This window comes from Streptomyces sp. NPDC001415 (genome assembly GCF_053597395.1).
This window is the reverse complement of the sequence record NZ_JBSFIE010000042.1, coordinates 49,180-63,252: the sequence shown is the minus strand read 5'-3', so window position 1 is coordinate 63,252 and position 14,073 is coordinate 49,180. Positions and strand designations below refer to the sequence as shown.

Below are 14,073 nucleotides of genomic sequence, written 5' to 3'. Positions count from 1 at the left end.
GGAGTGACGTCGAGGAGCAGGACGTCCTTGACCTCGCCCTTGAGGACACCGGCCTGCAGAGCGGCACCGATCGCGACGACCTCGTCCGGGTTGACGCCCTTGTTGGCCTCGTTGCCGCCGGTCAGCTCCTTGACGAGCTCGGCGACGGCCGGCATGCGGGTGGAGCCGCCGACGAGAACGACGTGGTCGATCTCGGACAGGTTGATGCCCGCGTCCTTGATGACGTTGTGGAACGGCGTCTTGCAGCGCTCCAGGAGGTCACTGGTGAGCTGCTGGAACTGGGCGCGCGTGAGCTTCTCGTCCAGGTGCAGCGGGCCCTCGGCGGACGCCGTGATGTAGGGCAGGTTGATCGAGGTCTCGGTGGACGAGGACAGCTCGATCTTGGCCTTCTCTGCGGCCTCGCGGAGGCGCTGGAGGGCCATCTTGTCCTTGGACAGGTCCACGCCGTGGCCGGAGTGGAACTGCTTCACCAGGTAGTCGACGACGCGCTGGTCCCAGTCGTCACCACCGAGGTGGTTGTCGCCGTTGGTGGCCTTCACCTCGACGACGCCGTCGCCGATCTCCAGGAGGGACACGTCGAAGGTGCCGCCACCGAGGTCGAAGACGAGGATGGTCTGGTCGTCCTTGTCGAGACCGTAGGCCAGGGCGGCGGCCGTCGGCTCGTTGACGATGCGCAGGACGTTGAGGCCCGCGATCTCGCCGGCTTCCTTGGTCGCCTGACGCTCGGAGTCGTTGAAGTACGCCGGCACGGTGATGACCGCGTCGGTGACCTTCTCGCCGAGGTAGGCCTCCGCGTCGCGCTTCAGCTTCTGCAGGATGAAGGCGCTCATCTGCTGCGGGTTGAAGCTCTTGCCGTCGAGCTCGATCTTCCAGTCGGTGCCCATGTGGCGCTTGACCGACCGGATGGTCCTGTCGACGTTGGTGACCGCCTGACGCTTGGCGACCTCGCCGACCAGAACCTCGCCGTTCTTCGCGAAGGCGACGACGGACGGCGTGGTCCTGGCGCCCTCTGCGTTGGTGATGACGGTGGGCTCGCCGCCTTCAAGAACGCTGACGACGGAGTTAGTCGTGCCCAGGTCGATGCCGACCGCACGTGCCATTTCGATTCCTCCAACTGACTACTTGAGTGGAACTGGCTCAAGGATGCCTCATCCGCCCCGGGCGGTCAACAGAGCTGAGTCTGGGGGGCTCAACTTTTATGTGCGGCTTATGCGCGTGCGGCCTTCGAGCGCGGGCTGTCCGTGGCTGGTGGCTCCCCTGAAACGCCCCTGCGGGGCGATCGGGCGCGCGCGGTGGTGAGTGCCCCGCAGGGGCGCCCGGAAGGGGCGCGGGGCTGTGGCATTCGCGGCTCCGCCGCGATGGGGGTCCCCCTGTTCGAGCAAAGCCGAGAACTTGGGGGAGCGACCAGCTCCACCCCGCCGCGGGCTAAGCGGTGTAAGCCACCTGCGCCGGGACCGCTTCCGACGGGTCGGAGGCGGAGGCGTCCTCCCGGAGCAGGACCAGTTCGCACGCGAGCATCCGGCCGTCGTGCGGGTCGGTGAAGCCCGGCGCCAGCGACATCAGGGTCAGCCCCAGTTCGTCCCGGGTCAGCGCGAGCAGGTCGTCGAAGAGCTTGCCGCCCTCGACGAGCGGCACGAGCGGCGCCCCGATCCGCACCCCGCGGATCTGATCCGCGAACTCCCCCGCACCGCCCAGGACTTGGGCCTCGTACCCCAGCACGTCCAGCTTGAGGAAGACCCGCTCGCCGGGGGCGGTGACCTGCTCCCAGAGCTCGTCGAGGCGCCGGGTCTCCACGATGGCGTCCCCGGTGCACGCGGTGCGGGGGGCGGCCGCACGGTGGCTCCCCGGCGGCATCGGGAGGAGGGCGTCGGCGGGGCCCGGGCGACCGGAGACATCGGGGGCGGCTTCGCCGGCGCGGTCGCCGAGCGCGTACGGCAGCACGCTCCAGGAGCCGTCGGAGGCCGCGCGGCGGCTCAGTTCGGCGCGGAGTTTGGGCAGCGGCTCGAAGGAGACGATCCGGCCGCGGTAGCCGGCCGCGCGCAGCATCGCGCCGAATTCGCCGCGGCGCGCGCCGACGTCGAGGACCAGGTCGATCTCGTACCGGGTGAGCAGACGGACCAGTTCGTGGCCGCCGGGGCGGTGGCGGACCACGTCGATACCGAGGCGGCGCACCGCGCGGTGCAGGAGGCGCAGGAGGGGCGCTGTCATGGGAGTCCCCGGAAGACCCCGGACCGGATTCATCCCCGGCCCCCCGCGAGATCCACGGAGGGGGCGGCGCTCTCCTTGGCGATGCGGGCGTGCGGGGTGCGGCGGCGCGGGGGTGGTCCGTACACCGGCACCCGCAGGAGCAGCACGACCGCGAGCGGTACGACGAGGCCGAGCGGCAGCACCGCGACGGGGGCGATCCGCCCGTCGTGGATCTGGAGGCCGACGACCGTGGCGGCCAGCGCCGCGACGCCGAGGACGACGGCCGCGCCCTGCGGTGTGAACCCCAACTTCCGCAGCCGGTGGGCGATGTGGTCGCCGCCGCCGCGCAGCAGCGGGCGGCGGGCGCAGCGCCGCGATACGAGGACCAGCAGGGTGTCGGTGAGGACGACGAGGGTGAGCGTGAAGAGTTCGGCGGCCATCTGCGTGCCGGGCGCCCGGGTGTGCACGGTGACCGCGGACGAGGCGAGCAGGAACCCGGTGAACAGGGAGCCGCAGTCGCCGAGATGGATGCGCGCGGGGTACCAGTTGTGCACGAGGAAGCCGGTCAGCGCGGCGGCGAGCACGCTCAGGAGCAGCCCGTGTCCGGGGCGCCCCTCGGCGATCGCGCACACGGCGAGGCCGAGCGCGGTGACGGCGGCGACCGCGCCCATCGCGCCGTCGGAGGTGTCCAGGAGCTGGAAGGCGTAGGTGACGAACACGATCCACAGCACCGCGAGCGCCCCCGCGCCCGGCGAGAGCCCGGCAAGCGTGACGACGACGGCCGCGGCCACGGCCTCCACGAGGATCCGGACCCGTAGCCCCAGCGGCCTCAGGTCGCCGACCAGGCCGACCAGCGCGACCGCACCGGCCGCGGCGAGCAGCGGCGCGACCCCCTCGCCGAGTCGCGCCACGCCGAGCAGCGGCCCCGCGCAGGCCACCCCGAGCGTGCTGAGCGCGACGGCGACGCCGCCGAGGTGCGGGGTGGTGTCGACGCCCTTGCGGCCGAACCTCAGCATCAGGGCCCGGATCAGTGCGGTGAGCAGAGCGGTCAGTGCGAGGGCCGCCGTCGCGGCCGCGAGCCCGTGCAGCATGTCGGCCGCCCCCTCAGCCGAGGTGCTGCCCGGCCGGCGAAGCGGCGGGCTCTCGGAGACCGGGCAGGACGACGGGGGCTTCGGCGCGGGCCCGGGCGATCGCCGCGTCCAGGATGTCGTCGAGGGAGCGCGCGGGCCGCCACCCGGTCAGCTCGCGCAGCGGCTCCGTGTCGAGGGGGCGGAGGACGGCCTTCGCGTACGTCTCGGACGGGACGCGGTCGACGACGTACGGGAGGTGGCGGACGACGGAGGCGCCGCCGCTGCGGGCCAGGGTGCGTTCGGCCAGAGCCATCACGGTGATCTCCTCGCTGCCTGCGATGTCGAAGTCGGCGCCCTCGGCGCCGGAGTGGTCGAGCAGGGCGAGCAGCGCGTCGACGGCGTCGGCGACGTCGAGGAAGCGGTACGCGCGGGTGCCGTCGCCGTGCACCACCAGCGGCTCGCCCGCGACCGCCCGGCGCACGAGCCGGGTCAGCAGGGTGGCGTGCCCGGGCGACTGGCGCGGCCCGACCGTGTCGCCGTGGCGTACGACGGTGGCGCCCGCGGCCGCCTCGCCGCGCCCGTCCGCCGCCGCGATCAGGAGCCGCCGGCCGTGCCGCAGGGCGGCCGCGCCGATGGCGCCGGTCGCGGGCGCGAGGTGGACCACGGTGTCGCAGCGGGCGGTGAGTTCGTCGGCCAGGCGCTCGTCCAGGACCGAGCCGCGCACGAAACGCAGCCGCGGATCGGACCAGGAGGCGGCGAGGTTGGCGCGGGCGCCGGTGGACAGGTCGTCGAGCACGAGCACGGTGTGGCCCTGGCCGAGCAGCGCATCGGCGAGGTGCGAGCCGATGAATCCGGCACCACCGGTGACGAGGTACGTGGCGGGAGCTGGCATGGGGACGCCCATTCGGTTCGATCGTCGTGACGGACAAGCGGCGGAGGAGTGGCAGACGAGTTGCAGACAACAAGTTAGTTTGTTATGTCCACATATGTGGTGAATAACACGATGGATATCCGGCGCCGACCAAGGGCACGCTGAGCGACACAGATCACCGCTTGCGCGGCTACAGTGCGGCGGTAGAAGTGGGTACGCTCAGGTGGACTGGATAAGTTACTGCTTAGTAATCCGATCGAGCCCGTCCCCCGTAACCCACCTCGCAGGCCCGAGGAGCCCCCTCATGCAACTCGCCGCGATCATCGTGTCGCTGGTCCTAATCGCGGTCGGCGTAGCGCTGTTCGGCCGTGCCATCGTGCAGATCTACCGCTTCGTGCGGCTCGGCCAGAACGTGCCGGCCGGCACCCGCACGGCCGATCCCTACCGGCGTGCGGTCACCGTGGTGAAGGAGTTCCTCGGCCACACCCGCATGAACAAGTGGGGCATCGTCGGCGTCGCGCACTGGTTCGTGGCGGTGGGCTTCTTCTCGCTGCTCCTGACGATCGTCAACGCGATCGGCCAGCTCTTCAAGGCCGACTGGATCCTGCCGATCATCGGCGACTGGGCGCCCTACAACGTCTTCGTCGAGTTCCTCGGCACGATGACCGCGCTGGGCATCCTCACCCTGATCGTCATCCGGCAGCTGAACCGGCCGGGCCGGCCGGGCCGCAAGTCCCGGTTCGCGGGCTCGAACACGGGCCAGGCGTACTTCGTCGAGGCCGTCATCCTCATCGTCGGCATCTGCATCTTCACGCTGCACGCCCTTGAGGGCGCCCAGCACCACGTCGACGCCTACGAGGCCTCGTTCTTCATCTCGTACCCGGTGGTCGCCTGGTTCCGCGGCATGGACCTGTCCACGCTGCAGAACCTCACGTACTTCTTCGCCGGCCTGAAGATCGCGACGTCGTTCATCTGGATGATCACGGTCGCGCTCAAGACCGACATGGGCGTCGCCTGGCACCGCTTCCTGGCCTTCCCGAACATCTTCTTCAAGCGCGAGTCGGACGGCGGCGTCGCCCTCGGCGCGCTCCAGCCGATGGCCTCGAACGGCAAGCTCGTCGACTTCGAGGACCCGGGCGAGGACGACGTCTACGGCGTCTCGCAGATCGAGCACTTCTCCTGGAAGGGCATCCTCGACTTCTCCACCTGCACCGAGTGCGGGCGCTGCCAGTCGCAGTGCCCCGCCTGGAACACGGGCAAGCCGCTCTCCCCCAAGCTCCTGATCATGTCCCTGCGCGACCACGCGCACGCCAAGGCCCCGTACCTGCTGGCCGGCGGCGGCAAGGACATGGAGGGGAATGAAAAGGCGACCGAGGAGCAGCTGAAGGACGTTCCCGCGGCGGCTCTCGCCGAGGCCGAGCGCCCCCTGATCGGCACCGTCGAAGAGAACGGCGTCATCGACCCGGACGTCCTGTGGTCCTGCACCACCTGCGGCGCCTGTGTCGAGCAGTGCCCGGTCGACATCGAGCACATCGACCACATCGTCGACATGCGCCGCTACCAGGTGATGATCGAGTCCGCGTTCCCGTCCGAGGCCGGCACGATGCTCAAGAACCTGGAGAAGAAGGGCAACCCCTGGGGGCTCGCCAAGAAGCAGCGCGTCGAGTGGACCAAGGAGGTCGACTTCGAGGTCCCGATCGTCGGCAAGGACATCGAGGACCTCACCGAGGTCGACTACCTGTACTGGGTCGGCTGCGCGGGCGCCCTCGAAGACCGGGCGAAGAAGACCACCAAGGCCTTCGCGGAACTGCTGCACATGGCCGGCGTCAAGTTCGCGATCATGGGCGGCGACGAGAAGTGCACCGGGGACTCGGCCCGCCGCCTCGGCAACGAGCCGCTGTTCCAGCAGCTCGGCCAGGAAAACGTCGCGATGCTGAACATGGCGTACGGCGAGGACGACGAAGACCCGTCGACGCGCAAGCCCAAGTCCGCGAAGAAGATCGTCGCGACCTGCCCGCACTGCTTCAACACGATCGCGAACGAGTACCCGCAGCTGGGCGGCGAGTTCGAGGTCATCCACCACACGCAGCTGCTCCAGCACCTCATCGACGAGGGCAAGCTGGTCCCGGTCACCCCGGTCGACGGCCTGATCACGTACCACGACCCGTGCTACCTGGGCCGTCACAACAAGGTCTACACGCCCCCGCGCGAGATCATGTCGGCCGTCCCGGGCCTGCGCCAGCAGGAGATGCACCGCCACAAGGAGCGCGGCTTCTGCTGCGGCGCCGGCGGCGCGCGCATGTGGATGGAGGAGCGGATCGGCAAGCGCATCAACAACGAGCGCGTCGACGAGGCCCTCTCCCTCAACCCGGACATCGTCTCGACGGCCTGCCCGTTCTGCCTCGTCATGCTGACGGACTCCGTCAACGGCAAGAAGAACGACGGGAAGGCCAAGGAGAACCTCCAGGTCGTGGACGTGGCGCAGCTGCTCCTCGACTCGGTGAAGACCCCCGTGGACCCGGCCGGCACCGCCGAGGCGGAGAACGAGCCGGAGCCCGAGCCGGTGAAGTAATACCGGTTCACAGACGTACGGAAGCGGCCGGTTCTGCCCGAGGGCGGAACCGGCCGCTTTCCGTTGTACGCGGCTGCGGTACGGGGCGTCTGTACGCGGCTGCTGTACGGGCGTCGGTCGGCGGACGCGTCAGCGCCGGCTGCCGCGGCGGCGCAGCATCGCGAAGCCGAGGCCCGCGGCACCCGCGGCGGCCAGACCGCCACCGGCGGCGATCATCGGGGTCTGGTCGGAGGAGGCCCCCGCGACACCCTCGGCACCGGCCTTGACGCCGCCCTTGGGGATGACGCCCGTAGCGGTCTTGTCCTGCTGCTTCTTCTTGCCGTCCTTCTGGAGGGTGTACTTCTCGATCAGCTTGCCGTCGAAGTCGTAGACCCAGCTGTTGCCGCCGTTCTTGCCGTCGATGACGACGAACTTGTGGACACCCTTGCCGGCGGTGACGATCTTGTAGGTCCAGCCGTCGTTGAGGACCGAGGGGTCCTTGAGGTCGATCGAGCCGAGGACGTTCCCGTTCGGCATGGAGATCTCGACGCGCGGGCCGTTGGTGGTCTTGATCAGCTTGGCGATGCGGCCGTCGGGCATCGTGATCTTCACGGAGGAGACCACGTCGGACTTCCGGTCGCCCTTCTTCCGCTCGTCCTTCTTGCGCTCGTCGTTCCTGCGCTCGTCGTCCTTCTTGGACTCGTCCTTCTTCTTGGAGTCGTCCTTCTTGCCGCCGTCGACCCAGGAGGTGACGGTGCCGTCCGGGTTCAGCACGACGTACAGCCCGTTGTTCTGGCCGGTGGCGGAGGCGCCCTTGGCCACGAGGGTGTCGAGCTTGCTGCCGTTCGCCCAGATCTCGGCCTCGTAGTGGTTCTGGCCGAGCTTGTAGACCTTGGCGACCGAACCGTCCGCGAGCTTGACGGACTTCAGGAAGGAGCGAAGGCCGTCCTTCGAGTCGTCCTTCTTGCCTCCGTCCTTCTTGCTGTCGCCCTTGTCATCCTTGTCCTCCTTGGCAGGCAGAACCTGGTCCTTCTGCTCCTCCTGCCCCTTCTGGTCCTTCTTCGACTCCTCGCTGCCCGGCAGCACCTGCTGCCGGCCCTGCTGGTCGGACGGGGCGGTGGGCGAGTCGGCGAAGGCGGCACCGGCCGGGAGGGCGAGAGCGGCGATGGCTCCGGTGGCGATGGCGGCGGTGCGGATGGTACGGCGGGTGGCGCGCATGGGTGCTCTTCCTCGTAACGTAAGAAGCGTGAAGCTTGTGTGTTATGTCGTGTCTTTGGCCCTTTGTGGCGGCGACATCAACAAAGTTACGAGTGCGATGTTTGGGTAATGCGTAGGCAATGTAACGGCTACCTCCTGCTTCGCACGCAGCCGTGTAAATCGCTCGGAATTCAACCAAAACGGCCTGGAATTCCGCACCCTCCGCATGCGTCCGCCCACAGAGCGCCGACCGCCGCGTACACGGAAAGGCGCGGGAAGCCCTTCCCCTAGGGGATGTCACAGCTCAGCCGCAAAGGCGCCCGGTTCCGGCGGCCCCCGGTTGGCGTACCGGCGGAACAGGTACGTTCGATTCGTGGCTGGATTCAGGATCGGACGCGGCGGCCGGGACAACAACCGCCCCCCGCGGCAACCGCAAGGACAAGGGCAGCAGCAGGCACCGGCACAGCAGTGGCCGGACGACCGCCAGCAGCCGCAGTACGGGCATGGGCAGGGGCACGCACAGCAGCGACCGCAGAGTTCGCAGGGTTACGGGCAGGGGCCGCAGTACGGGGGCGGGCAGCCGCAGTACCGGCAGCCCTACCCGCAGCAGGACGAGCCGGAGTACTTCGGCGACCCGTCGTACTACCCGGGTCAGGACCAGGGCCAGCCGCAGGGCTACGCCCCCGCCCAGGATCCGTACGCGAACAACCCGGGCCACACCCAGGCGTTCAGCGTCGGCGAGGACCCGTACGGCGACGGCGCGACCTACCGGGCGGGCGCGGTCACGGCCCCGCCGAGCGGCCCCCGCCTGCACTGGAAGGAACTCCTGTCCGGCATCGTGATGCGGCCGGGCCCGACGTTCTGGCAGATGCGGGACTACCCCGTGTGGGGCCCGGCGCTGATCATCACGTTCCTCTACGGAATGCTGGCGATCTTCGGCTTCGACAAGGCCCGCGAGGACGTCATCAGCACCACGCTGGCCAAGGCGGTCCCGGTGGTTCTCACCACCGGCGTCGTGTTCGTGGTCGGCGGCCTGATCCTCGGCGCGGTCACCCACACCCTGGCCCGCCAGCTGGGCGGCGACGGCGCGTGGCAGCCGACGGTGGGCCTCTCCATGCTGATCATGTCCCTGACGGACGCCCCCCGCCTGCTTCTGGCCCTGTTCCTGGGCGGCAACAACAGCGTGGTCCAGATCCTGGGCTGGGCGACCTGGCTGGCGGCAGGCGCCCTGTTCACCTCGATGGTGAGCAAGTCCCACGACCTCCCGTGGCCGAAGGCACTGGGAGCCTCCGCGATCCAGCTGATCGCGCTGCTGTCGCTGATCAAACTGGGCACGATCTAGGCGTACGTATTTAGCCGTACGTATGTGGAAGGGCCCCGCCGGTCGTACGACCCGGCGGGGCCCTTCGCGGTTCCTGGGGGCCGGACTAGGCGTCCAGCACCTGCCCCTCACGCCGCACAACCGGCGGCTCGACAGACCAAGGGAAGTTGATCCACTCATCGGTACGCTTCCAGACGTACTCACACTTCACCAGCGAGTGGGACTTCTCGTAGATGACGGCGCTGCGGACCTCGGCGACGTGGTCGAGGCAGAAGTCGTGGACCAGCTTGAGCGTCTTGCCGGTGTCGGCCACGTCGTCCGTGATCAGGACCTTCTTGCCGGAGAAGTCGATGGCGTTGGGCACGGGGGCCAGCATGACCGGCATTTCGAGCGTGGTGCCCACACCGGTGTAGAACTCGACGTTCACCAGGTGGATGTTCTTGCAGTCGAGGGCGTAGGCGAGCCCGCCGGCGACGAAGACGCCGCCGCGCGCGATGGAGACCACGATGTCGGGCTCGTAGCCGTCGTCGGCGATGGTCTGCGCGAGCTCGCGGATCGCGCCGCCGAACTTCTCGTAGGTGAGGTTCTCGCGCACGTCGTTCTGGTCGTTCATGCTCACACCTGGGTCCGATGGAAATTGAGGAAGGACCGCGAGGCGGTCGGCCCGCGCTGCCCCTGATACCGGGAGCCGTACCGCTGGGACCCGTAGGGCTCCTCGGCGGACGACGACAGCCGGAACAGACAAAGCTGCCCGATCTTCATCCCGGGCCACAGCTTTATCGGAAGCGTGGCGACGTTGGAGAGCTCAAGGGTCACGTGGCCGGAGAACCCGGGGTCGATGAACCCGGCGGTGGAGTGCGTGACGAGCCCGAGCCGCCCGAGCGAGCTCTTGCCTTCGAGGCGGCTGGCAAGGTCATCGGGAAGCGTGATGACTTCATAGGTGGACGCGAGCACGAACTCGCCGGGATGCAGGATGAACGCCTCATCGCCGTCCGGCTCGACGAGCCGGGTGAGGTCCGCCTGCTCGACGGCGGGGTCGATGTGCGGGTAGCGGTGGTTCTCGAACACCCGGAAGAAGCGGTCGAGGCGCACGTCGATGCTTGACGGCTGCACCATGGATTCGTCGTAGGGATCGATCCGTACCCGCCCGGCGTCGATCTCGGCCCGGATGTCCTTGTCTGAGAGAAGCACTCCCCGAGGATACGCAAGGCGCGCGGCCCCGCCCCAATCGGACGGCCCGCGCGCCTGTGGGCCCCAGTGCTGAAGGGGGCGCTATCGCTGTTCGGGCAATACGGGCACGGCATGACGCAGCCGCGCGCACCGAGGACAGCGGATCAGCCGGCCGGGCCCGATCCGCCCAGTGCCGAGCTGCTGCATCGGAAACGAATCCGTGGTGAAGACATGCCCTCCGGCGCAACGGACGACGGTGCGCTCCAACGAGTCCATCAAGTCGCTCAAGTCCCTTCCCCAACAAGCCTGGACGGAGAAAACACCACATTAGGGGATGAACGGAACGGCGACCCACGCGGCACTCCGGCCACGCACACGCCCTCCACCGTACGCCCCAACTCCCCCCGCCCGCACGGCGATCCCGGCCTACGACACCGCGACGGCCCCCGGCGAATCCGCCGAGGGCCGAGAAGGGGGCCGAGCCTGAGCCGAGCATGGGGTAGAGTGAGCGACGACCGCTTCCCCATGGGAAACGATCACGCGAGTGTAGTTTAATGGTAGAACATAAGCTTCCCAAGCTTAGAGCGCGGGTTCGATTCCCGTCACTCGCTCCACATACTCAGGCCCAGGTCAGGGACATGATCCCCAGCCGGGGCCTTTGTGTTGTCCAGACCTATTCGACGGCCACGCACCATAGCCGCACCACTAGGGCCGTTTCCCCTTTTTCTTGCGCCCCTTCTGCCGCTTCTGCTGTTTCTGGCGTTGAGCCCGGTCGGCGCGCACCATCCCGTCCAGCCCGGCCGCTACGTGACGCTGCCGCTCGTGGTCCGAGTGCTGGTACTTCATGGCCGCCTTCTCGGACGACTGCCCGGCACGCACCATCGTGTCTTTCAGGGTGGCGCCCGATCGAGTCGTCAGGGTGTGTCCGGTGTGACGAAGGTCGTAGGGCCGGAACCCCTTCGGCAGACCCACCGTCGCGCACGCTGCCCGCCATCTCCGGCCAAAGGTCGTCCGCCGGAAGGGAGCACCGCGCTCCCCGACGAAGAGGAGACCGTCCGACCCCTTCTGCGCGTACCAGTCAAGGTGACGCCGAACCTCACGGCGCAGGAACTCCGGCAGCACGACAACGCGCGTCCCCGCCTCAGACTTGGTGGGCCCGGGAGCCCGCCGACCGTTCATGCGCTCCGGCTCGGCCCGCCGCACCCGGATGATGAGATCGTCCAGGTCGACATCCCGGCGGCGCAGTCCGGCCTGTTCCTCCGGCCGCATCGGACCGTAGGCCGCGAGATAGATCATGAGCCGCCAGCGCAGCCCGACGGCTTCGGCAACCGCATCCACCTGCTCCACCGTGGCGACCGGGCGCTCTACCGCAGTCTCGATACCCGCCCCTTTGATCCGGCACGGATTGCGGCCGATCAAGTCATCGTCAACAGCGGTCTGCATGATGGCTTTCAGCAGTCGGTAGGCCTTCGCGATGGTCGTGGCAGCGCCGGTTGAGCGGAGACGCTCCGCTCTCCATTGCCGGACCCGGGGAGCGGTGATCTCGTCCAGGTCACAGGCCTCGAACGTGGGCAGGATGTGCAGCCGTAACAGCATCTTGTACAGATCAACGGTGAGCGTCGCCAGGCCGCGTTCATCCACCCATGTCGCGGCGTACACACCGAAGTTCACCGCACCCGCAGCAGGGTCTCGCCAGTCGCCCCGGGTCAGATCCGCTTCCGTCTGGGACAGCCAGATCTCGGCATCGGTCTTGGTCTCGAAGGTCTCCTCCGACCGGACACGCAGCCCCTCCGGGCTGAGGTAGGAAGCAGTCCAGCGACCGGAGCGGTACTGCCGTACAGCACCGAAACGGCGACGACTGCCTTTGCTGTTCGCCATCAGGCGGCCCTCCGATACCGTCGCTGCCGGAGTTGCCGACGACGCGGGATCGGCTGGACCACCCGAGCCGCGACGTAGGCCACAGCGACGGACTCACGGATGAACACCCGTCGGTCGTCCTTGACGTACTCGATGCGGCGTTCCTCTATGAGGCGGCGGACGTAGCGCTCTCCGCCCAGCAGTTCACCGGCCTGCCGGACGGTCAGCAGACGATCCAAGGTCGTCTCACTCATGGTCGTACTCTCCTTCCGTGCTCTCAGGTGTGATCGAGGCGGCGAGCCATTCCTCACCCCGGGTGAGGCCGGTTCCGGCGAAGGCCCAGTGGGCGAGAACGAGGGTGGTTTCGTCGGCGTCGAGGGCGGGGCCGGTGCCAGCGTGCGCGTTGGTGGCCTGGACGCGTCGCCAGTCGGCGCGGGCCTGGCGCAGCGCGCCGAGGGTGGTGGAGTAGCGGCGGGTCTTGGTGGAGAAGTGGCCCCTAAAGCCGAGCATGTGAGCCCAGGCCCGGAGGCGGAGGTGGGCGAGGTCGGGGCGGGCGCCGAGGGCCCAGGCGGTGCGGATCATGCGGCGGGCGTGCTCGGGGATGGCCAGGCGGGCGAGTTCGGCCAGGAACTTGACCGGCCGGTCCAGGGTGCCGGTGGCGGTCTCGGCTCCCTTGGTGGCGTACTTGGCGATGTAGGCGGCAACGGCCCGGTCGCTGAGTTCGGTCCCGGCGGCGAAGTCGGCCGAGCGGATGGTTCGGATGTCGAGCTGTCGGCCGAAGCCGAAGGTGTGGGCGCGTCCGTCGAGGACCGGGCCGTCCACGTGCGCGGCTTTGGCGGCAGCTCGGATGGCGTCGGTGAGGAGGTCGGCGGTGGCCCAGGGCGGGGGCGGGGTGTCGCCGCCTTCGGGGCCGTCGAGGCGGATCACGGCGTGGAAATGGATCGCGCCGCGTTTTTGGTATTCGGCGACCTTGGCGAAGGAGACGCGGGCGTGGTCGGCAACCTCGCGCTGGGTGAGTCCGGCCCTTTTGGCGACTTCCCGGCGCAGGTAGATCGAGAAGCGGGCCCAGATCTTGGAGGCGTGCGCGTTCCACAGCACGGCCGCGTCGTAGTCGTAGGTCTCCGGAGCGAGCGGGGTGCCTAACTCGTCTGCGTCGGCACTGTGTTGGGTGCCGCAGCGGCAGCGTCCGGAGGCGGGGCGGTTATGGACGGGGCCGAAGCTGGGGGCGGTGAAGGTGGCGAACACCCTCGGGTGAGTGCCCACCGTGTCCGGGGTGCCTTTGCCGCCGCGCAGTCCGGCGGTGATCAGTTGGTAGGTGTCGCGCCGGTAGGTCTCGGCACAGGACGGACAGCGGGTCGCGCGGCGGTTGTTGCACCGCACGAGGAGGTGTCCGGCGGGCAGGTCGGCCGCGTCGAGGTGGCTCAGGACCGGGCCGATCTCGCCCGTGGTGGTGTTGAGGGCGTGTTCGGTGCGGTGTCCGTCGAGGCGGATCGGGTTGGCGCAGCCGTCCAGGCCGCGCAGTTGCCGCATGAGGCCGGGCATGGTGCCCAGGGAGGCGAGGAAGGCGAGGTCTCCGACCGGGGGCGTGGCCGTCATTGGTGGGCCCCTTGGAGCGGGAAGACAGCCGTGGCGGCGGCCTGAAGGCGGGCGCGCAGGTTGGGGACGGTGCCGGTGCCCTGGCAGGTCTGGCAGTGGGCGGTGACGGTGTGCAGGTGGCCGTTGCGGTCGCGTCCGCCGGAGGTGATGGCGACGGAGGCGAAGCCGTCGCAGTTGGGGCAGATCCGGGCCGGGCCGGGGTGGTGCTGGGGCATGATGGAGGTCTCCTTGTCGGTCCTTCGGGATCGGGAAG

At 69.0% G+C, this 14,073-nt stretch carries 13 protein-coding genes and 1 tRNA gene; 3 read left to right on the top strand and 11 right to left on the bottom strand.

Annotated elements, in window-relative coordinates; translation table 11 throughout:
* The 4 genes from ACWC2B_RS33980 to ACWC2B_RS33965 all read right to left on the bottom strand — a co-directional run.
* The coding region (locus ACWC2B_RS33980; RefSeq protein WP_450723486.1) for an Hsp70 family protein at positions 1–1,100 on the bottom strand (1,100 nt) is incomplete at its 3' end.
* Between the two features lie 325 nt (positions 1,101–1,425).
* On the bottom strand, positions 1,426–2,208 hold the full coding sequence (locus ACWC2B_RS33975) for an FkbM family methyltransferase (protein WP_450723484.1): 783 nt from the start codon (positions 2,206–2,208) through the stop codon (positions 1,426–1,428).
* Between the two features lie 29 nt (positions 2,209–2,237).
* On the bottom strand, positions 2,238–3,278 hold the full coding sequence (locus tag ACWC2B_RS33970) for an MraY family glycosyltransferase (protein ID WP_450723482.1): 1,041 nt from the start codon (positions 3,276–3,278) through the stop codon (positions 2,238–2,240).
* A gap of 13 nt (positions 3,279–3,291) precedes the next feature.
* Positions 3,292–4,149, bottom strand: coding sequence for an NAD-dependent epimerase/dehydratase family protein (locus ACWC2B_RS33965; RefSeq protein ID WP_450723480.1), 858 nt, complete (start codon positions 4,147–4,149; stop codon positions 3,292–3,294).
* Positions 4,150–4,432: 283 nt separating this feature from the next.
* Here ACWC2B_RS33965 and ACWC2B_RS33960 point away from each other — a divergent pair, with 283 nt between their 5' ends.
* On the top strand, positions 4,433–6,700 hold the full coding sequence (locus ACWC2B_RS33960; RefSeq protein WP_450723478.1) for a (Fe-S)-binding protein: 2,268 nt from the start codon (positions 4,433–4,435) through the stop codon (positions 6,698–6,700).
* 129 nt (positions 6,701–6,829) lie between these two features.
* On the opposite strand, the gene ACWC2B_RS33955 is transcribed toward ACWC2B_RS33960, so the two are convergent.
* Positions 6,830–7,897, bottom strand: a complete 1,068-nt coding sequence (locus ACWC2B_RS33955; protein ID WP_450723476.1) for a hypothetical protein — start codon at positions 7,895–7,897, stop codon at positions 6,830–6,832.
* Between the two features lie 352 nt (positions 7,898–8,249).
* Here ACWC2B_RS33955 and ACWC2B_RS33950 point away from each other — a divergent pair, with 352 nt between their 5' ends.
* Complete coding sequence (locus tag ACWC2B_RS33950) at positions 8,250–9,218, top strand: YIP1 family protein (protein ID WP_450723474.1); 969 nt, start codon at positions 8,250–8,252, stop codon at positions 9,216–9,218.
* A gap of 85 nt (positions 9,219–9,303) precedes the next feature.
* Here ACWC2B_RS33950 and ACWC2B_RS33945 read toward each other — a convergent pair whose 3' ends face one another.
* Both ACWC2B_RS33945 and dcd read right to left on the bottom strand, forming a co-directional pair.
* Entirely contained in the window at positions 9,304–9,810 is a 507-nt protein-coding gene (locus ACWC2B_RS33945; protein WP_114040692.1) for a phosphoribosyltransferase, read from the bottom strand.
* Positions 9,811–9,812: 2 nt separating this feature from the next.
* On the bottom strand, positions 9,813–10,388 hold the full coding sequence (dcd, locus tag ACWC2B_RS33940) for a dCTP deaminase (RefSeq protein ID WP_450723471.1): 576 nt from the start codon (positions 10,386–10,388) through the stop codon (positions 9,813–9,815).
* Positions 10,389–10,907: 519 nt separating this feature from the next.
* Between dcd and ACWC2B_RS33935 the strand changes: the two genes are divergently transcribed.
* Positions 10,908–10,981, top strand: a tRNA-Gly gene (locus ACWC2B_RS33935).
* 91 nt (positions 10,982–11,072) lie between these two features.
* Here the strand turns inward: ACWC2B_RS33935 and ACWC2B_RS33930 are convergent.
* The 4 genes from ACWC2B_RS33930 to ACWC2B_RS33915 are packed head-to-tail and all read right to left on the bottom strand — an operon-like array spanning position 11,073 to position 14,035.
* Complete coding sequence (locus tag ACWC2B_RS33930; RefSeq protein ID WP_450723469.1) at positions 11,073–12,245, bottom strand: tyrosine-type recombinase/integrase; 1,173 nt, start codon at positions 12,243–12,245, stop codon at positions 11,073–11,075.
* The gene (locus ACWC2B_RS33925; RefSeq protein ID WP_450723467.1) at positions 12,245–12,478 is read right to left on the bottom strand and encodes an excisionase; all 234 of its coding nucleotides are present in this window, start codon (positions 12,476–12,478) and stop codon (positions 12,245–12,247) included. Before ACWC2B_RS33925 ends, ACWC2B_RS33930 begins: the two co-directional genes overlap by 1 nt.
* Positions 12,471–13,820 carry a replication initiator gene (locus tag ACWC2B_RS33920; RefSeq protein ID WP_450723465.1) on the bottom strand — a complete coding sequence of 450 codons (1,350 nt, stop codon included), beginning with the start codon at positions 13,818–13,820 and terminating at the stop codon, positions 12,471–12,473. Before ACWC2B_RS33920 ends, ACWC2B_RS33925 begins: the two co-directional genes overlap by 8 nt.
* Positions 13,817–14,035: a hypothetical protein gene (locus ACWC2B_RS33915; RefSeq protein WP_450723463.1), complete on the bottom strand. Its 219-nt coding sequence runs from the start codon at positions 14,033–14,035 to the stop codon at positions 13,817–13,819. The genes ACWC2B_RS33920 and ACWC2B_RS33915 overlap by 4 nt, the downstream gene beginning before the upstream one ends.
* Between the last annotated feature and the right edge of the window lie 38 nt (positions 14,036–14,073).